Annotated in this window: 16 protein-coding genes; 12 read left to right on the forward strand and 4 right to left on the reverse strand. The window is 53.5% G+C overall.

The features are described from left to right. The 7 genes from sspB to nanQ all read left to right on the forward strand — a co-directional run bounded on the left by sspB (window position 1) and on the right by nanQ (window position 6,085). Window positions 1–498: a ClpXP protease specificity-enhancing factor gene (gene sspB, locus QVF11_RS00430; protein WP_110272828.1), complete on the forward strand. Its 498-nt coding sequence runs from the start codon at window positions 1–3 to the stop codon at window positions 496–498. A gap of 93 nt (window positions 499–591) precedes the next feature. After that, window positions 592–1,383 carry a transcriptional regulator NanR gene (nanR, locus tag QVF11_RS00435; RefSeq protein WP_110272829.1) on the forward strand — a complete coding sequence of 264 codons (792 nt, stop codon included), beginning with the start codon at window positions 592–594 and terminating at the stop codon, window positions 1,381–1,383. Between the two features lie 136 nt (window positions 1,384–1,519). Continuing rightward, the gene (gene nanA, locus QVF11_RS00440; RefSeq protein WP_112213532.1) at window positions 1,520–2,413 is read left to right on the forward strand and encodes an N-acetylneuraminate lyase; all 894 of its coding nucleotides are present in this window, start codon (window positions 1,520–1,522) and stop codon (window positions 2,411–2,413) included. 110 nt (window positions 2,414–2,523) lie between these two features. Beyond that, entirely contained in the window at window positions 2,524–4,011 is a 1,488-nt protein-coding gene (locus QVF11_RS00445) for an MFS transporter (RefSeq protein WP_287854729.1), read from the forward strand. A gap of 49 nt (window positions 4,012–4,060) precedes the next feature. Continuing rightward, complete coding sequence (locus QVF11_RS00450; protein WP_287854730.1) at window positions 4,061–4,750, forward strand: N-acetylmannosamine-6-phosphate 2-epimerase; 690 nt, start codon at window positions 4,061–4,063, stop codon at window positions 4,748–4,750. Then, on the forward strand, window positions 4,747–5,631 hold the full coding sequence (gene nanK / locus QVF11_RS00455; RefSeq protein ID WP_287854732.1) for an N-acetylmannosamine kinase: 885 nt from the start codon (window positions 4,747–4,749) through the stop codon (window positions 5,629–5,631). The genes QVF11_RS00450 and nanK overlap by 4 nt, the downstream gene beginning before the upstream one ends. Then, a complete protein-coding gene (gene nanQ / locus QVF11_RS00460; protein WP_287854734.1) occupies window positions 5,618–6,085 on the forward strand; it encodes an N-acetylneuraminate anomerase in 468 nt (155 codons plus the stop codon). Before nanK ends, nanQ begins: the two co-directional genes overlap by 14 nt. A 72-nt stretch (window positions 6,086–6,157) precedes the next feature. On the opposite strand, the gene QVF11_RS00465 is transcribed toward nanQ, so the two are convergent. Both QVF11_RS00465 and gltB read right to left on the reverse strand, forming a co-directional pair. Then, window positions 6,158–7,576 (reverse strand): glutamate synthase small subunit, encoded by a 1,419-nt coding sequence (locus QVF11_RS00465; RefSeq protein ID WP_112213542.1) that lies wholly within the window; start codon window positions 7,574–7,576, stop codon window positions 6,158–6,160. 9 nt (window positions 7,577–7,585) lie between these two features. Next, a complete protein-coding gene (gene gltB, locus QVF11_RS00470) occupies window positions 7,586–12,046 on the reverse strand; it encodes a glutamate synthase large subunit (protein WP_287854736.1) in 4,461 nt (1,486 codons plus the stop codon). Window positions 12,047–12,718: 672 nt separating this feature from the next. On the opposite strand from gltB, the gene mnmL reads away from it, so the two are divergent. The 5 genes from mnmL (at window position 12,719) to mtgA (ending at window position 18,961) form a co-directional block, all read left to right on the forward strand. Then, window positions 12,719–13,654 (forward strand): tRNA modification radical SAM protein MnmL/YtqA, encoded by a 936-nt coding sequence (mnmL, locus tag QVF11_RS00475; protein ID WP_112213545.1) that lies wholly within the window; start codon window positions 12,719–12,721, stop codon window positions 13,652–13,654. Between the two features lie 143 nt (window positions 13,655–13,797). After that, window positions 13,798–14,862 carry a mannonate dehydratase gene (uxuA, locus tag QVF11_RS00480; RefSeq protein WP_287854738.1) on the forward strand — a complete coding sequence of 355 codons (1,065 nt, stop codon included), beginning with the start codon at window positions 13,798–13,800 and terminating at the stop codon, window positions 14,860–14,862. 149 nt (window positions 14,863–15,011) lie between these two features. Then, window positions 15,012–17,351 (forward strand): aerobic respiration two-component sensor histidine kinase ArcB, encoded by a 2,340-nt coding sequence (gene arcB / locus QVF11_RS00485; RefSeq protein ID WP_112213547.1) that lies wholly within the window; start codon window positions 15,012–15,014, stop codon window positions 17,349–17,351. 234 nt (window positions 17,352–17,585) lie between these two features. After that, window positions 17,586–18,239 (forward strand): isoprenoid biosynthesis glyoxalase ElbB, encoded by a 654-nt coding sequence (elbB, locus tag QVF11_RS00490; protein ID WP_112213548.1) that lies wholly within the window; start codon window positions 17,586–17,588, stop codon window positions 18,237–18,239. Further along, window positions 18,236–18,961, forward strand: coding sequence for a monofunctional biosynthetic peptidoglycan transglycosylase (mtgA, locus tag QVF11_RS00495; RefSeq protein ID WP_287854740.1), 726 nt, complete (start codon window positions 18,236–18,238; stop codon window positions 18,959–18,961). The genes elbB and mtgA overlap by 4 nt, the downstream gene beginning before the upstream one ends. Window positions 18,962–19,022: 61 nt before the next feature. On the opposite strand, the gene npr is transcribed toward mtgA, so the two are convergent. Both npr and rapZ read right to left on the reverse strand, forming a co-directional pair. Next, window positions 19,023–19,295 carry a PTS phosphocarrier protein NPr gene (gene npr / locus QVF11_RS00500; RefSeq protein WP_004106170.1) on the reverse strand — a complete coding sequence of 91 codons (273 nt, stop codon included), beginning with the start codon at window positions 19,293–19,295 and terminating at the stop codon, window positions 19,023–19,025. Next, window positions 19,292–20,146 (reverse strand): RNase adapter RapZ, encoded by an 855-nt coding sequence (gene rapZ / locus QVF11_RS00505; protein WP_004106169.1) that lies wholly within the window; start codon window positions 20,144–20,146, stop codon window positions 19,292–19,294. Before rapZ ends, npr begins: the two co-directional genes overlap by 4 nt. Between the last annotated feature and the right edge of the window lie 7 nt (window positions 20,147–20,153).

The following is a 20,153-nucleotide window of genomic DNA, read 5'->3' on the forward strand; positions in this document are numbered from 1 at the left end:
ATGGATGTATCACAGCTGACGCCGCGTCGTCCGTATCTGTTACGGGCGTTCTATGAGTGGCTGCTGGATAACCAGCTGACTCCGCACCTGGTCGTCGATGTGACGCTGCCGGGCGTACTTGTTCCAATGGAGTATGCTCGCGACGGACAAATCGTTCTTAACATTGCCCCGCGTGCTGTAGGTAATCTGGAACTGGCTAACGACGAAGTACGTTTCAATGCGCGTTTCGGCGGTGTGCCGCGCAATGTCTCTGTACCGATGGCTGCAGTGCTGGCTGTGTACGCACGTGAAAATGGTGCGGGCACCATGTTTGAACCTGAAGCGGCCTACGATGAAGACGTCACCAGTCTGAATGATGACGAAGAATTGCCAGGCAACGACAGCGAAACGGTCATGTCGGTGATTGATGGCGATAAGCCAGATAATCATGATGACGATCCCGATGATACGCCAACTCCGCCACGCGGTGGGCGCCCTGCGCTACGCGTCGTGAAGTAATCTCTATCAGGCCCTTCGGGGCCTGTTTTCTGATCTCTGCAAAATTCTTGTGTTAAGATGGAACAGTCGTCACGTGCTGTCACAAATCACACAATGGTCCCTATGAGCGCATTTGATCCACAAGCCGAAGATACTCCATCCTCCATTGGCAACAGTTTGGGCCGTCGTCCTTTGGCGCGCAAAAAACTGTCCGAAATGGTGGAAGAAGAGTTGGAGCAGATGATCCGCCGACGGGAGTTTGCCGAAGGTGAACAACTGCCGTCAGAGCGTGAATTGATGACGTTTTTTAACGTCGGACGCCCCTCGGTACGTGAAGCGCTGGCGGCGCTGAAGCGTAAGGGGTTGGTGCAAATTAGCAACGGCGAGCGGGCCCGCGTGTCCCGACCTTCAGCGGACACCATCATTGGCGAGCTTTCCGGCATGGCGAAAGACTTTTTGTCTCACCCTGGCGGTATCGCGCATTTTGAACAACTACGCCTGTTTTTTGAATCCAGCCTGGTTCGCTATGCGGCAGAACATGCCAGCGACGAGCAGATCGAAAAGCTGATGCAGGCGCTGAAGATCAACAGCCAGTCGCTTGATGACAATGCGCTGTTTATCCGATCTGACGTCGAGTTTCACCGCGTGCTGGCGGAAATCCCGGGTAATCCGATCTTTATGGCTATTCACGTGGCATTGCTGGATTGGCTAATCGCCGCCCGGCCTACGGTGCCAGAACGTGAGTTGCACGAACATAATAGCGTGAGTTATCAACAACACATTGTTATTGTTGATGCTATTCGCCGTCGCGATCCCGATGAAGCCGATCGCGCCCTCCAAACCCACCTCAATAGCGTCTCCGCCACCTGGCACGCCCTCGGCCAGAAAACACAGCCACGTAAGTAACCCTCTCGATCCTCAGGATCGTTTAGTGAAGTAGATCGCATTATAAGCGTTATCTATTACGCTGCTGCTTAATTGATCTGGTATAACAGGTATAAAGGTACATAGTTAATCACAATAATATCACTATGAGGTTTATATGGCGGTCAATTTACGTGGAGTCATGGCGGCACTGCTTACGCCGTTCGATGGTCAGCAAAAACTGGATAAGGGGAGTCTGCGCCGGCTGGTTCGTTTCAATCTGAGCCAGGGGATCGACGGGCTTTACGTAGGGGGCTCCACTGGTGAAGCCTTTGTGCAGAGCGGCGCTGAGCGTCAGGAAGTATTAGAAATCGTGGCGGAAGAGGCGAAGGGAAAAATGACGCTGATCGCCCATGTCGGCTGCGTGAGTACTCTTGAAAGCCAACAATTGGCGCAGGCGGCGGCAAGCTATGGATATGATGCCGTTTCTGCGGTGACGCCATTCTATTATCCGTTTAGCTTTGAAGAGCATTGCGCGCATTATCAGGCCATTATTGAGTCGGCTGATGGATTGCCGATGGTGGTGTACAACATCCCGGCCCTAAGCGGCGTTAAGCTGACGCTCGATCAGATCAATACTCTGGTGACCTTGTCGGGCGTCGGCGCGCTGAAGCAGACCTCCGGCGATCTTTATCAGATGGAGCAAATCCGTCGGGCTCATCCGGACCTGGTGTTGTACAACGGCTATGACGAGATCTTCGCTTCTGGCCTGCTGGCAGGTGCCGATGGTGGAATTGGCAGCACCTACAACATCATGGGGTGGCGTTATCAGGGGATCGTACAGGCGCTGAAAGCAGGTGATGTCGCCAAAGCGCAACACCTGCAGTGCGAATGTAACAAGGTTATCGATCTGCTGATTAAAACCGGCGTATTCCGTGGTCTGAAAACCGTGCTGCACTATATGGATGTTGTCGCTGAGCCGCTGTGCCGTAAGCCGTTCGCCCCGGTTGACGAACAATTCCTGCCGGAGCTGAAAGCGCTGGCTCAGCAGTTGTTGGCAGAGAAGGCGTAACCGCAAGTTGCCGGGGAGTTACGCTTGCCCGGCCTACATATTTCGACCGTAGGCCGGGTAAGGCGAAGCCGCCACCCGGCACAACAACAAAAAATTATCGGGAGAGTAAAATGAGTACTTCTACCCAGAACATCCCGTGGTATCGCCATCTTAGTCGCCCTCAGTGGCGGGCTTTTTCAGCTGCATGGTTGGGATATTTGCTTGATGGTTTTGATTTTGTCTTGATTGCCCTGGTACTTACCGAGGTCCAGGGGGATTTTGGTCTGACAACGGTCCAGGCGGCCAGCCTGATCTCAGCCGCTTTTATCTCTCGCTGGTTTGGCGGCCTGATGCTCGGCGCAATGGGCGACCGCTACGGTCGACGCCTGGCGATGGTCACCAGCATTATTCTTTTTTCACTTGGTACCCTGGCTTGCGGTTTTGCGCCAGGTTACACCACCATGTTTATCGCCCGTCTGGTTATCGGCATGGGAATGGCAGGTGAGTATGGCTCAAGCGCGACTTATGTTATTGAAAGCTGGCCGAAGCATTTACGTAACAAAGCCAGCGGTTTTCTGATCTCCGGATTCTCCGTCGGGGCCGTTATTGCCGCGCAGGTTTACAGCCTGGTGGTGCCCGTCTGGGGTTGGCGCGCACTGTTCTTCATTGGCATTGTGCCGATCGTCTTCGCTCTCTGGTTACGCAAAAATATTCCGGAAGCCGAGGACTGGAAAGAGAAGCATGAGGGCAAAGAACCGGTGCAGACGATGGTCGATCTGCTTTATCGCGGTAAGCATCGGGTTATTAATATTCTGATGACCGTTGTTGCAGCGACCGCACTATGGTTTTGCTTTGCAGGCGATTTGCAAAATGCCGGTATCGTGCTGTTACTGGGCGTGATGTGCGCGGTTATTTTTATCAGCTTTATGGTCCAGAGCAGCGGTAAGCGCTGGCCCACTGGCGTGATGCTGATGGTCGTCGTGCTTTTCGCTTTCCTTTACTCGTGGCCTATCCAGGCGCTGCTACCCACTTATCTGAAAACCGAATTGGCTTATGACCATACCACGGTAGCGAATATTCTGTTTTTCAGCGGCTTTGGTGCGGCGGTAGGGTGCTGCGTGGGCGGTTTTCTTGGCGACTGGCTGGGAACCCGCAAGGCTTACGTTTGCAGCTTGCTGGCTTCACAGTTGTTGATTATTCCGGTCTTTGCTATCGGCGGCACAAACATATGGGTCCTTGGCCTGCTACTGTTTTTCCAGCAGATGTTAGGACAGGGGATCTCGGGGATCTTACCGAAACTGATCGGCGGTTACTTCGATACCGATCAACGCGCGGCGGGGCTTGGGTTTACCTATAACGTGGGGGCGCTGGGCGGTGCGATTGCGCCGGTTCTTGGTGCCTTAATTGCCCAGCGTCTGGATCTGGGTACTGCACTGGGATCGCTCTCTTTCGGTCTGACGTTCGTGGTGATCCTGTTGATTGGTCTGGATATGCCATCCCGTGTACAGCGTTGGATCCGCCCGGAAGCCGTACGGACCCATGATGCGATTGACGGGAAGCCGTTCAGCGGCGCGGTACCGTTAGGTGGCAGTAAAAGTGGATTAATTAAAACCAGATAACGATCGCCCGGCAGCGGTGCCGGGCGAAAACATTCATCAGGGAGCTATTATGTCTTTGCTGGAAGAATTGGATTTACGCATCAGCGCTAACGGCGGGCTTATTGTTTCCTGCCAGCCGGTCCCCGGCAGCCCTTTGGACAATCCTTCGATCGTTGCCGCGATGGCGCTGGCGGCGGAGCAGGCGGGCGCAGTAGCGTTGCGCATTGAAGGAGTTGAGAATCTGCACGCCACCCGAGCGCTGGTTACGGTGCCGATTATTGGCATTATTAAACGCGATCTGGATGATTCGCCGGTGCGGATCACGCCTTATCTGGAAGATATCGATGCGCTGGCGCAGGCCGGGGCCGATGTCATCGCCATTGATGGCACTGACCGTGAACGCCCGGTTCCGGTGGCAGCGCTGCTGGCGCGCATTCATCAGCACAAGCTATTGGCGATGACCGATTGTTCCTCTCTGGAGGATGGCCTGGCCTGTCAGGCGCTTGGCGCGGAGATTATTGGTACCACGCTTTCAGGCTATACCACGTTGCACACGCCAGATGAGCCCGACCTGGCGCTGGTGGAAGCGCTGACGAAGGCGGGTTGTCGGGTGAATGCGGAAGGCCGCTATAACACCCCTGCTCAGGCGGCAGAAGCTATGCGTCACGGGGCATGGGCGGTAACCGTCGGTTCAGCGATTACCCGGCTAGAGCATATTTGCCAGTGGTATAACTCGGCGTTAAAAGAGGCGCAGCCATGACCACGCTGGCGATAGATATTGGCGGCACCAAGCTTGCCGCCGCGTTGGTCGATAAGGATCTTACTATTCGTGAACGGCGGGAAATCCCGACCCCAGCGAGCGAGCGGCCTGCCGGGCTTGCCGTAGCGTTAGAAGAGCTGATTGCTCCGCTGTTGGCGCAAGCCGAACGATTTGCGGTTGCTTCTACCGGCATTATTCAGGACGGCATTTTAACCGCACTCAACCCAGCTAACCTTGGCGGCCTGGCGCATTTTCCCTTAATCGATTGTTTGTCTGAACTCAGCGGACTGCCTGGAATCGCCCTGAACGATGCCCAGGCTGCGGCGTGGGCAGAATATCGTGCGTTAACGGAGAACGTGAGCGAAATGGTTTTTCTGACGGTTTCGACGGGCGTTGGCGGCGGTATGGTCACTAACGGCAGGCTGCTAACCGGAAGCGGGGGGTTAGCCGGACATTGCGGACATACGCTGGCTGACCCAAATGGGCCACGCTGCGGTTGTGGTCGAGTGGGTTGCGTGGAAGCAATTGCCGCCGGGAGGGCGATTGCCGATGCGGCTGGCGGTGAACTCACCGGGCTGGATGCGAAATCTATTTTTGCTCTCGCGGAACAACATCATCTGCAGGCGCGTTCACTGGTTCAGCGCTCGGCGCAAACGCTGGCGCGGCTGATTGCCGATCTTAAAGCGCTGACCGACTGTCAGTGCGTCGTGGTTGGCGGCAGCATCGGCCTGGCGAATGGATACTTGCCGCTGGTGCGTGAATATCTGGCGCAGGAGCCAGCGGTTTATCACGTCCCGCTACGTGAAGCACGCTATCGGCATGATGCCGGGCTAATGGGCGCGGCGCTGTGGGGCAGGGAGAGAAATCATGATTTTCGGTGATGTAAATAATCCGTCACAGGCAGGGATATCGGCCATGTTGCAGCAAGCAATAATCCTCGCACAGGCGTACGACTTACAAAGTATTGCTCCCGGAAGCTACGAGTTGCAGGGGGGCGATATCTTTATGAACGTGATGCAGTTTGCGTCAGGTTTACCTGAAAAGAAGAAGGCCGAACTGCATGCGCAGTTTATCGATATCCAGATTTTACTGGCGGGTGAGGAGCGTATTTTTTATGGCGTGGCCGACAGTGCGCGGCAGTGCGAAGAGATGCACGTTGATGAGGATTATCAACTGTGCGGTAAAATGGTGGGTGAGCAGTCCATCACCTTGAGGCCCGGTATGTTCGCGGTATTTATGCCGGGGGAGCCGCATAAGCCAGGCTGCGTGGTAACAGAGCCAGCCGATATTAAAAAAGTGGTGATTAAGGTTCGTGCTGACTTGTTAAGCGCATAAAAAAGCCCGATGGAATTAACCATCGGGCCGGAATGATTTACTCGGATAAAATAAGCTATCCGGGTATCCGTATTACACTTCCAGGTAGTTGAGAATCCCGTCAGCCGCCTTACGGCCTTCGGCAATTGCCGTCACGACCAGGTCGGAACCGCGAACGATATCACCGCCGGCGAAGATTTTCGGGTTGCTGGTCTGGAAGGCGTTGTCGCTACCTTCTGGCGCAATAACACGGCCCTGCGAATCCAACTCGACGCTGTGTTTTGCCAGCCACTCCATGCTGTGCGGACGGAAACCAAACGCCATGACTACGGCATCGGCAGGTACCACATGCTCGGAACCGGCGACGATTTCCGCGCGGCGGCGGCCTTTCGCATCCGGCTGACCCATTTCGGTACGCGCCATTTTCACGCCGCAAACCTTACCGTTAGCATTCACTTCCACACCCAGCGGCTGGACGTTGAACTGGAACTCAACGCCTTCTTCACGCGCGTTTTTCACTTCGCGCCTGGAGCCCGGCATGTTCTCTTCATCACGGCGATAAGCACAAATGACATGGGACGCGTTCTGACGGATGGAGGTACGCACGCAGTCCATCGCGGTATCACCACCGCCAAGAACGACAACTCGCTTGCCTTCCATACTGACATACGGTTCATCAGCCGTTTCGCCAAAGCCCATAATCTGCTTAGTGTTGGCGATCAGGAACGGCAGCGCGTCGAATACACCGGAGGCGTCTTCATTTTCCAGCCCACCGCGCATCGACTGATAGGTGCCGACGCCGAGGAATACCGCATCGTAATCTTTCAGCAGGGAATCCAGCTGAATATCGCGGCCCACTTCAACGTTGAGTTTGAACTCAATGCCCATGCCGGTGAAGATTTCACGGCGGCGGGTCATGACCTCTTTTTCCAGCTTAAATGCCGGAATCCCAAAGGTTAGCAAACCGCCGATTTCCGGGTGGCGGTCAAAGACCACCGCCTTGACGCCGTTACGAGTTAACACGTCTGCGCAGGCAAGGCCCGCCGGACCTGCGCCGATAATGGCGACGGTTTTACCCGTCTGCTTGACGCCGGTCAGGTCAGGACGCCAGCCCATTTCGAATGCTTTATCGTTGATATAGCGCTCGATATTGCCGATGGTCACCGCACCGAACTCGTCGTTCAGGGTACAGGAACCTTCGCACAGACGATCCTGCGGGCAAACGCGCCCGCAGACTTCCGGCAGGGTATTGGTTTGATGTGACAGTTCTGCCGCTTCAAAAATACGCCCTTCGTTAGCCAGCTTCAGCCAGTTCGGGATGTAGTTGTGCACCGGGCACTTCCACTCGCAGTACGGGTTGCCGCAGGACAGGCAGCGGTCTGCCTGTGCTTTGGCCTGACCTTCGGAAAACGGCTCGTAGATCTCGATAAACTCTATCTTGCGGATCTTCAGCGGTTTCTTTGGCGGATCAACGCGCTGGAGGTCGATAAATTGATACACGTTCTGACTCATCTTAACCCCTTACTGCGCCTGCACCCGCAGCTCAGCTGCGGAACGACTACGGTGACCCAACAGTGCTTTAACATCGCTGGACTTCGGTTTAACCAGCGCAAACTTCGCTGAGAAGGCTGGCCAGTTGGCCAGAATTTCTTCGCCGCGCTGAGAGCCGGTAAGATGCACGTGCTCGGTAATCAAACCGCGCAGATGCTCTTCGTGGATAGCCAGAGAGTCAACGTCCAGCACTTCCACCAGCTCCGGGTTCACGCGTTTGCGGAAATCACCGTCTTCATCCAGAACATAACCGAAACCACCGGTCATCCCCGCACCGAAGTTGACACCCGTTTTGCCCAGCACGCAGACAATCCCGCCGGTCATATATTCACAACCGTTATCGCCAATACCTTCGACCACAGTGATCGCCCCGGAGTTACGCACTGCGAAACGCTCGCCTGCGCGCCCCGCTGCATACAGACGACCGCCGGTCGCGCCATACAGGCAGGTGTTACCGATGATGCTGGCTTCGTGGCTACGGAAGGCAGAGCCGACCGGAGGACGAATCGCCAGCAGGCCGCCAGCCATACCTTTACCGACATAGTCGTTGGCATCGCCTGTCAGATGCAACTCAACGCCACCTGCGTTCCACACGCCGAAGCTTTGGCCCGCAGTACCGCTGAAGTGAGCGGTAATCGGGTCGGCTGCCAGGCCCTGGTCGCCGTGGGTCTGGGCGATATAACCTGACAGCGATGCCCCAACGGAACGGTCGGTGTTGCGGATATCGAACCAGAACGTTTTACTCTGCTTGCTGTCAACGAACGGTTTCGCCTGCTGGAGCAGTTGCGCATTGAGCACGCCATTGTCAAACGGCGGGTTGTTCTCCGTGCAGTACAGCGCTTTGCCTGGATGCGGCTCTGCGGTCTCCAGCAGTTTGCCCAGATCCAGTTTCTGCTGCTTGGCAGTAAAACCATCCAGCTCTTTCAACAGGTCGGTACGGCCAATCAGATCTACCAGACGTTTTACACCCAGCGAAGCCATCAGCTCGCGGGTTTCGCGGGCGATAAATTCAAAGTAGTTTGTCACTTTGAACGGCAGGCCGTGGTAGTGGTTCTTACGCAGTTTTTCATCCTGAGTTGCTACGCCGGTTGCGCAGTTGTTCAGGTGACAAATACGCAGATATTTACAACCCAGCGCCACCATCGGGCCGGTACCGAAGCCGAAGCTCTCTGCGCCCAGAATCGCGGCTTTAATGATGTCGACGCCGGTTTTTAAACCGCCATCCACCTGCAGACGGATCTTGTGACGCAGACCGTTAGCCACCAGTGCTTGCTGAGTTTCCACCAGGCCTAGTTCCCACGGACAGCCCGCATATTTCACTGATGAGAGCGGGCTTGCACCGGTGCCGCCGTCGTAACCTGCGATGGTAATCAGGTCTGCATAGGCTTTCGCTACGCCGGTGGCGATGGTGCCGACGCCCGGTTCGGAAACCAGCTTCACAGAGATCATCGCTTTTGGGTTGACCTGTTTAAGGTCGAAAATCAGCTGTGCCAGATCCTCGATAGAGTAGATATCGTGGTGCGGCGGCGGGGAGATCAGCGTCACGCCCGGTACTGAATAGCGCAGTTTGGCGATGTATGGGGTGACTTTATCACCCGGTAGCTGACCGCCTTCGCCGGGTTTCGCACCCTGAGCGACTTTAATCTGGATAACGTCGGCATTGACCAGGTAAGCCGGAGTCACGCCGAAACGACCGGAGGCGACCTGCTTAATGCGCGACACCTTATTGGTGCCGTAGCGCGCCGGATCCTCACCGCCTTCACCGGAGTTTGAGTTGCCGCCGATGCTGTTCATCGCTTCTGCCAGCGCTTCGTGCGCTTCCGGGCTCAGCGCGCCGATGGACATTGCTGCCGTATCGAAACGTTTAAACAGTTCGTTTGCCGGTTCAACGTCGTCCAGGCTGACGGTAGTGCCGTCCGGGGTAATGGCCAGCAGATCGCGCAGCGTTGCCGCCGGGCGCTCGTTAACCAATTTCGCGTACTGCTGATAGTCGCTGTATTCGCCGCTTTGTACCGCTTGTTGCAGGGTACGCACCACGTCCGGGTTGTAGGCGTGATATTCGCCGCCGTGGACGTATTTCAGCAGACCGCCCTGATCCAGCGGCTTACGCGCCAGCCAGGCACGTTTTGACAGGTTCAGTAGATCCTGCTGGAAGTCGTCGAAACCAGCGCCGCCGATACGGCTGACAACGCCCAGGAAGCACAGGTCAGACACTTCGTGATGCAGGCCCACTGCTTCGAACAGTTTCGAGCAGCGATAGGACGCGATAGTTGAAATCCCCATCTTCGACATGATCTTATACAGACCTTTATTGATGCCGTTACGGTAGTTCAACATCACCGCGCGGTACTCTTTGTCGATGGCTTTGTTATCTACCAGCTTCGCCAGAGTTTCATAGGCGAGGTACGGGTAGATGGCCGTCGCGCCGAAGCCCAGCAGCACCGCAAAGTGGTGCGGATCGCGGGCGCTGGCGGTTTCGACAATAATGTTGGCATCGCAGCGCAGGCTCTTATCGACCAGACGGGTCTGGATCGCGCCTACCGCCATCGGAGCGGGTACCGGCAGACGGTTTTTAGCGATGTTGCGGTCAGAGAGCACCAACAGGACGGTTCCGTCACGCACCATTTGTTCGGCTGTATCGCACAGCGCCTTCACCGTCTCAGCCAGCGTGGTTTCGGTGGCATCAAACGTGATATCCAGGACGTCGGCGCGATAGTGCTCCTCTTCCATGGTGGTCAGCTGTTTAAAATCGGAGTACAGCAGAATCGGTGACTTGAAGCTCAGGCGGTGCGCCTGGCCTTCCGCTTCGCAGAAGACGTTCATTTCACGACCGATGCTGGTGGCCAGCGACATTACGTGGGCTTCACGCAGCGGATCGATCGGCGGGTTAGTCACCTGCGCGAACTGCTGGCGGAAGTAATCGTAAATGATACGCGGTTGGCTGGAGAGCACGGCAAATGGGGTATCATCGCCCATTGAACCGACCGCTTCCTGGCCGTTTTCGCCCAGTACGCGCAGGACGGAATCCAGCTCTTCAGCGCTGTAGTTAAACTGTTTCTGATAGCTGGCGAGCATGTCGTCATCAAACTGACGGCTACCGACATCTTCATCAGGCAGGTCTTCAAACGGGACCAGACGGCGGACGTTTTTCTCCATCCACTCTTTATAAGGATGGCGGCTTTTTAGATCGTTATCGGTTTCCGCTGAATGCAGAATACGCCCCTCGCGGGTATCGATAACCATCAGCTCGCCTGGGCCAACGCGGCCTTTTTCGACCACTTCGTCAGGCTGGTAATCCCAGATGCCGACTTCAGAGGCGCAGGTGATCAGTTTGTCTTTGGTGATAACGTAGCGCGCCGGGCGCAGGCCGTTACGGTCGAGGTTACAGGCCGCATAGCGACCGTCGGACATCACGATACCTGCCGGGCCATCCCACGGCTCCATGTGCATGGAGTTAAAGTCGAAGAATGAACGCAGGTCGGGATCCATATCCGGGTTGTTCTGCCAGGCTGGCGGCACCAGCAGGCGCATGGCACGGATAATGTCCATCCCGCCCGCCAGCAGCAGTTCCAGCATATTATCCATTGAACTGGAGTCAGAGCCGGTTTCATTGACGAACGGCGCAGCATCGTGGAGATCCGGGATCAACGGCGTCTGAAACTTATAGGTACGGGCACGGGCCCACTGGCGGTTACCAGTAATGGTGTTAATTTCACCGTTGTGCGCCAGATAGCGGAACGGCTGCGCCAGCGGCCAGCGCGGCACGGTGTTGGTGGAAAAGCGCTGGTGGAACAGGCAGATGGCTGATTCCAGGCGCAGGTCCGCGAGGTCCAGGTAGAAGCGCGGCAAATCCGCCGGCATACACAGACCTTTATAAATGTTCACCAGATTAGACAGGCTGCAAACGTAGAAATCTTTATCTTCTTGCAAGCGCTTTTCGATACGGCGACGGGCGATGAATAAACGGCGCTCCATATCACGCGGACGCCAGCCAGCCGGGGCGTTAACAAAGATTTGTTCAATACGGGGCAGCGAAGAGAGTGCGATTTCACCGAGAACGCCTTCGTTGGTTGGCACTTCGCGCCAGCCGACAATAGACAGGGTTTCGCGTTGAAGTTCTTCTTCGACGATGCGGCGCGCCGCTTTGGCCAGTTCAGGATCTTTATTAAGGAATAACATCCCAACGGCGTAATTTTTGGCTAAACGCCAGCCGCGCTCTTCCGCAACGATTCGGAAGAAACGATCGGGTTTTTGTAGCAGCAAGCCACAACCGTCGCCGGTTTTTCCATCGGCGAGGATCGCGCCGCGGTGCTGCATTCGGGCCAGTGCGTGTATAGCGGTTCGCACTACCTTGTGGCTAGGTTCGCCTTCTATGTGGGCGATCAGGCCGAAACCACAGTTATCCCTCTCAAGGGATTTATCGTACAACATATCAGTGAACCTCCCCAGGCTCTACGGGACACCCTCCGAACCGTTGCGCACGGGCACAGAAAGAGCATGGCGACGGGGTTTGCACCTCGCATTCGCCCTCTTTAAATCCTTTTCGCATCGGTACACAAGTTTGAGGACTTGCTGTTAAGAGGGAATCTCAATTACTGCATAAATATGATGAGCAGAGCGCTCATCCAGAAAGCTTCCAGCGGATTCCCAAGTTATCGGGAATCCGCACATACGTCAAATGGCAATCTTATTTATACAAAAATGTGCTATGTAACACTTAGTTTTATGATTTTTAAGAGAATAATAACATTTCGAATGCTGCTGAAACGTAACCGACGGCATAATTGAGTGTGATCTGTCTCACTATATCGATGGCACAAGATTATCGGTCTGTGCTGAATAGTTTTTTTATAACAGACTATTTGACTGCTTTTCATTTGAATTTCGGAAAGTAATACTGTTTTATGTTCTGGCAAAGATAATTGCAAAAACAGAGGCTATGTATAAGGAAAACTCATCACTATGAATGTGAATTAAATTGCGGTTATCTTGAGTGTTTATGCAATGAGGTAAGCGGCCGCGTTGACGATTGATCCAGGTCATCGCCGTCGGTAGCTAAAAATGGCAGGCTTGGCCCTTTTCTTAAGGCCGGTCTATCAGATTATGCAGTTACAAAAATTAGTCAATATGTTTGGTGGGGATCTTGCGCGTCGTTATGGCGAAAAGGTTCATAAACTGACGCTGCATGGTGGATTTAGCTGTCCAAATCGCGATGGCACTATTGGTCGTGGCGGCTGCACATTTTGTAATGTGGCTTCTTTCGCCGATGAACAACAGCAGTATATTTCGATTGCCGAACAGCTGGCGCATCAGGCGCAGCGGGTTAATCGCGCTCAGCGCTATCTGGCTTATTTTCAGGCCTACACCAGCACTTTTGCTGAAGTTCAGGTACTGCGTTCCATGTATCAGCAAGCGGTGAGCCAAGCCAATATGGTTGGGCTGTGCGTTGGCACTCGCCCGGACTGTGTGCCTGAAGCAGTATTAGATTTACTTAGCGAATATCGGGAGTTGGGTTATGAAGTATGGCTGGAGCTTGGGCTGCAAACCGCACATGATAAAACGCTGCATCGGATAAATCGCGGTCACGATTTTGCCTGCTATCAGCACACGACCCGACTGGCGCGTGAACGTGGCCTGAAAGTATGTTCACATCTGATTGTCGGGCTACCGGGAGAGGGGCAGCATCATTGCCTGCAAACCCTGGATCGGGTGGTTGAAACCGGCGTTGATGGTATTAAGTTGCATCCACTTCATATTGTGAAGGGCAGCATCATGGCAAAAGCGTGGGAAGCCGGAAGGTTGAACGGTATTGAACTGGACGACTATACGGTCACTGCAGGAGAGATGATTCGCCATACCCCACCTGAGATTATTTATCACCGTATTTCTGCCAGTGCCCGTCGTCCGACGCTGCTGGCACCACTATGGTGTGAGAACCGCTGGACCGGGATGGTTGAGCTGGATAAATACCTTAATCAGCACGGTGTCCAGGGCTCGGCCATCGGTCCTGGCTGGGTGTCTCCGGTAACTACGAAATAATGAAAACCGTCACGTGTTCCTTTCACGACAGCCTGCAAAAAGTAATGTGATCTTTGTCACTATCATCAATATTTCTCTGGTTATGAAAACTGGTATGGTAGTAGGCTATTATTTATTGATAACATTGACTCAGGTGGTTTCGTATGCAGATGACAATGCGTTGGTTTGGTCCAGATGAAGATAAGGTCTCTCTGGAATATATTCGCCAGGTTCCGGGTGTAGAAGGTGTTGTAGGCGCACTTTATGATGTCGCCGTTGGTGAGGTCTGGCCAGTTGATAAAATTGAGGATCTGGTGAAGCAAGCCCATGCCGCTGGGCTTACAATGGAAGTCATTGAAAGCGTCAACATTCATGACGATATTAAGATCGGTTTACCTTCCCGCGATCGTTATATCGCCAATTATCAGCAAACTATCCGCAATCTTGCTCAGTTTGGCGTTAAGGTCATTTGCTACAACTTCATGCCGGTTTTTGACTGGATGAAGACGGACATGAACTATGTTCTGCCGGATGGCTCCCTGACGATGGCTTTTGAGAAGAAAGATATTGATAAGAGTCTTGAAGAGGTGGTGAAAGAGGTTCTGGAAAATTCGAATGGTTTTGCGCTGCCGGGCTGGGAACCAGAGCGGCTGGCAAAAGTTCAGGACCTGTTTGCTCAATATAAAGATGTTGATGACAAAGTACTGCGTGAAAACCTGGTCTATTTCCTGAATGCAGTGATCCCCGTTTGTGAAGAGGTGGGGGTGAAAATGGCTATTCATCCTGATGATCCGCCGTACTCAATTTTTGGTCTACCGCGAGTGGTGAAAAATCGTGACGATCTGGACTGGATTTGTCGGGCGGTGGATTCAGAGGCGAATGGCATCACGCTCTGTACCGGCTCTATCGCGGAAGACCCGGCTAATGATGTCTACTCGATTCTGGCCGAGTTTACTCGTCGTAAGCGAATCCATTTTGCCCATGTGCGTAATATAAATCTCATCAAAGACAAAGACTTTTATGAGTGCGCTCACCCATCAGAATTTGGCTCTTTAGATATGTACAAAGTGATGCAGGCGCTCTATGACAATGGTTTTAGCGGCTATATTCGCCCGGATCATGGGCGCTTTATTTGGAGAGAAACAGGGCGTCCAGGCTATGGGTTGTACGATCGCGCGCTGGGAGTAACCTACCTCAAAGGGCTATGGGAAGCACTCAGTAAGCGCTAACGACCAGTCCTGTTTCCAATCTATATTCCGGCTGACTGTAATCCTGGGTCAGCCGCGTAACACAATCCTTCCCGCATTTTTTGCACAACTTACAGCGTCTTGCTCAGAATTGAGTATTATTGTGCGAAGTTGTCGCGAAGGAATCTCCTATGAAGCAAATCCGTATGCTGGCGCAGTATTATGTTGACCTGATGATGAAGTTGGGTCTGGTGCGCTTTTCCATGCTACTGGCCCTTGCGCTGGTGGTACTGGCGATTGTGGTGCAAATGGCCGTGACCATGGTGCTGCACGGCCAGGTAGAAAGTATTGATGTTATCCGCTCCATCTTCTTTGGCCTGCTGATTACCCCGTGGGCGGTCTATTTCCTCTCGGTCGTTGTTGAGCAACTGGAAGAGTCCCGGCAGCGCCTCTCGCGGCTAGTGGAGAAGCTGGAGGAGATGCGCGAGCGCGATCTCAAGTTGAATGTGCAGCTTAAGGACAACATCGCCCAGCTTAATCAGGAAATCGGTGAACGTGAAAAAGCTGAAGCAGAACGTGAAACGACGCTTGAGCAACTGAAAATTGAGATGAAGGAACGTGAAGAGGCGCAAATTCAGCTTGAGCAGCAATCCTCCTTCCTGCGCTCCTTCCTTGATGCGTCACCTGATTTGGTTTTCTATCGTAATGAAGACAAAGAATTTTCCGGTTGTAACCGTGCGATGGAGCTATTAACCGGTAAAAGTGAGAAGCAGCTTATTCATCTGAAACCACAGAATGTTTACAGCGCAGAAGTGGCGGAGAAAGTACTGGAAACGGATGAGAAAGTTTTCCGCCATAACGTATCGCTAACCTACGAGCAGTGGCTGGATTATCCGGATGGGCGCAAGGCCTGCTTTGAAATCCGCAAGGTACCGTATTATGACCGCGTAGGTAAGCGACGTGGCTTGATGGGCTTCGGTCGCGATATTACCGAGCGTAAGCGCTATCAGGACGCGCTGGAACGGGCCAGCCGTGATAAGACCACCTTTATCTCTACCATTAGCCATGAGCTGCGTACGCCGCTTAATGGCATCGTGGGGCTTAGCAGGATCCTGCTGGATACCGATCTAACCGCAGAGCAGGAAAAATACCTGAAAACTATCCATATCTCAGCCGTGACGCTGGGTAATATCTTCAACGATATTATTGAGATGGACAAAATGGAGCGGCGTAAAATTCAGCTGGATAATCAGCCGGTTGATTTCACTGGCTTCCTCGCTGACCTGGAAAACCTCTCTGGCCTGCAGGCGCAGCAGAAAGGTCTGCACTTTGTGCTGGATCCCGCACTTCCGCTGCCGCATCAAGTGATAACCGACGGTACGCGGTTGCGCCAGATTCTGTGGAACCTCATTAGTAACGCAGTGAAATTTACTCCGCAGGGCGGGAATGTAAACGTCCGCGTGCGTTATGACGAAGGCGATATTCTGCATTTTGAAGTAGAAGATTCCGGTATTGGTATTCCTGAAGCGGAACAGGACAAAATCTTCGCCATGTATTATCAGGTTAAAGATAGCCAAGGAGGCAAGCCCGCGACCGGCACCGGTATTGGCCTTGCGGTATCGCGTCGTCTGGCGCGCAACATGGGCGGTGATATCTGCGTTTCCAGCCTGCCGGGCAAAGGGGCGACCTTTACGCTCACCGTACATGCACCTGCTATTGCTGAAGAAGTCGAAGACACTTTGGCAGAAGATGAAATGCCATTACCGGCGCTGAACGTGTTGTTGGTGGAAGATATTGAACTGAATGTGATCGTCGCGCGCTCGGTGCTGGAGAAACTGGGCAATAGCGTGGATGTGGCAATGACCGGTAAGGCCGCGCTGGAGATGTTTGTGCCCGGTGAATACGATCTGGTTCTGCTCGATATTCAGCTGCCGGATATGACGGGACTGGATATCTCTCGCCAGCTGAAACAACGCTTTGCTGCTGATGAACTCCCGCCGCTGGTGGCGCTCACCGCTAATGTACTGAAGAACAAAAACGAGTATCTGGACGCCGGGATGGACGATGTCCTGAGTAAACCGTTATCGGTCCCGGCGCTAACCGCAATTATCAAAAAATTCTGGGATTCACCGGAAGAGGAAGAGAACGATATGCCATCCGTAGATGTCAGTAAATCGACTTCTGTACTGGATATTCCGATGCTTGAGCAGTATATCGAACTGGTGGGACCGAAGCTTATCAATGACGGTCTGGTGGTTTTCGAGAGAATGATGCCGGGCTATCTGGCAGTTCTGGAATCGAATCTAACCGCGCGTGACCAGAAAGGCATTGTCGACGAAGGGCATAAAATTAAGGGGGCGGCTGGCTCAATTGGTTTGCGTCACATTCAGCAGCTTGGGCAACAGATTCAGTCACCAGATTTGCCGGCATGGTCAGATAACGTTGCAGAGTGGGTTGAAGAGATGAAATCCGAGTGGCAAAGCGACGTTGCGGTACTGAAAGCGTGGGTAGCGGCGGCTGATAAAAAATGACCCCGGATAAACCGGGGTGCGCGAATACTGCGCCAACACCAGGGAACTGGTTGTTGTGCCAGAATCATTTGAGTGATTTTTTTACACGGCGCAACCTGAGGATTTGGCTTGCTCGCTGATTAAGATAGCAAAGCTTAAATAATTTGTTACGTGAATCGGTAAAATATGTGAAGCATAGCGAGTAAATCAAAATTTTTGACTGGTTCCATAAACTTGTACTAAGGGGCTGATGTGATGAAGAAAATTGGTGTGGTGCTAAGCGGTTGCGGTGTTTTTGACGGCAGCGAAATTCATGAAGCGGTTATTACCTTGCTGGCGATTGCTCGCAGCGGCGCCCAGGCCATCTGTTTTGCACCTGATAAAGTACAAACTGATGTTATCAATCATTTGACCGGGGAAGCGCAGGCTGAAAGCCGTAATGTGCTCGTTGAGGCCGCACGTATTGCGCGCGGGGAAATTCGCCCCCTGGCAGATGCCCGAGCGGATGAGCTGGATGCGCTGATTGTGCCCGGCGGATTTGGCGCGGCGAAAAACCTCAGTAGCTTTGCTTCCCAGGGCAGTGAATGTACGGTGGATAGCGATCTGAAAGAACTGGCTCTGGCCATGCATCTGGCGGGTAAACCGTTGGGCTTTATCTGTATCGCTCCGGCGTTGCTACCTAAAATTTTCTCATTTCCGCTACGCGTGACTATCGGCACCGATCTGGATACCGCAGATGCATTAGAGGAGATGGGCGCTGAACACGTGCCTTGCCCGGTCGATGACATAGTGGTTGATGAAGACCACAAAGTGGTGACGACTCCGGCATATATGCTGGCGCCGAATATTGCTGAAGCGGCGAGCGGAATTGAAAAACTGGTCGCTCGTGTGCTGGTTTTGACTGCATGAAGTCTCGTTTTTCCCCGCTGAGAATGATCAAACGTCTTTTGCTGCGGTTGATGTTGGCATGTTTGGTGGTATGGGGCGGTGGCATTGTGCTGTTTAGCATCGTTCCGGTTCCTTTTTCAGCAGTGATGCTGGAGCGACAGGTTAGCGCCTGGGCCTCTGGAAATTTTCATTACGTCGCCCATTCTGATTGGGTGGGGATGGATGAGATATCTCCCTGGATGGGGCTTGCGGTGATTGCTGCTGAAGATCAGAAATTCCCTGAGCACTGGGGTTTTGATGTGTCTGCCATTGAGAAGGCGTTGGCACATAATGAGCGCAACGAGAGCCGCATTCGCGGTGCCTCAACGCTATCACAGCAGACCGCAAAGAATTTGTTCTTATGGGATGGTCGCAGCTGGCTGAGAAAAGGGCTGGAGGCTGGGCTGACCGTCGGTATCGAGACCGTCTGGAGCAAAAAACGTATCCTCACGGTTTATTTGAATATTGCTGAGTTTGGTGAAGGGACGTTTGGTGTGGAAGCCGCATCACAGCGCTATTTTCATAAACCGGCCAGTAAGTTGACCGCTTCTGAAGCGGCGTTGTTAGCTGCGGTCTTACCTAACCCGATTCGCTTTCGCGCAGACGCACCGTCAGGATACGTCCGTAGTCGGCAAGCGTGGATTTTACGCCAGATGCGTCAATTGGGTGGGGAAGAGTTTATGCAGAAAAATAAGCTACATTGATGTTTTTAGTGGCTAAATTTATAACCCCGGTAAGCATTACGCAACGCAACCGGGGGTTGTGCTAGTCTTCATCAAAACCGGCGTTGAACAGCGCGATAACCGCTGCCAGCGCTTCAACTTCCTGCGGGCCATTCGCTTCAATCTCAATCTGACGTCCTTTGGCTGAGTCAAGCATCAGCAGGGCAATTACGCTATTGGCCTCTGCCTCAGTGCCTTCATCATTGCGCAGCAGGACTTCAGCATCATAGTTCTGCATTAACTCAAACAACTTCATTGCCGGGCGGGCATGCATGCCCAGCTTATTGGTGATCTCAACGGTTTGCTTAACGGTCATGATTTACGTTTTTCCAGCGTCCGATGACGAGACTGCACGTTCTTACCGCGCGAGCGGAAGTAGTCAGCCAGCTGTTCGGCGATGTAGACCGAACGGTGTTTACCGCCAGTACAACCAATGGCCACCGTCAGATAGCTGCGATTATTGGTTTCCAGCATGGGTAACCATAGTTCAAGATAGCTACGAGTCTGGTAGATAAAATTGTGAACTTCCGTGTGTCGGTCGAGGAAGGCGGCGACAGGTTTGTCCAGACCTGTCATCGGGCGCAGCTTCGGATCCCAGTGTGGATTAGGCAAGAAGCGCACATCGAAAACGTAGTCGGCATCGATAGGGATACCATGCTTGAAGCCGAAAGATTCGAAGACCATCGTCAGCTCACGTTCGCGTTTGCCTAGCAAACGAGTACGCAGCATTTCTGCCAGCTCATGCACCGACATCTCGGAAGTATCGACGATCAGATCGGCGCGAGAACGCAGCGGTTCCAGCAGGTCGCTCTCTTCATCAATAGCGCTTTCGAGCGACAGATTTTTGCTCGACAGCGGATGTAAGCGGCGCGTATCGCTGTAGCGGCGAATTAAGGTGTTGCGATCGGCGTCAAGAAACAGCAACTGAGGCGAAAATTCTGCGGGCAGATTTTTCATTGCCTGCTCAAAGATTTCCGGTGACTCAGGCATGTTACGTACGTCAATGCTGACGGCAGCCGAGATATTTCTATCTGCGAGCGAGCGTGCCAGTTCGGGTAACAAAACCACCGGCAGGTTGTCCACGCAGTAGAAACCCATATCTTCCAGCGCTCGCAGGGCGACGGATTTCCCCGATCCTGAACGGCCGCTGACGATCATCAGTACCATGTACCGT

This window comes from Klebsiella sp. (genome assembly GCF_027492335.1).
Classification (GTDB): Bacteria; Pseudomonadota; Gammaproteobacteria; order Enterobacterales; family Enterobacteriaceae; genus Klebsiella; species Klebsiella huaxiensis.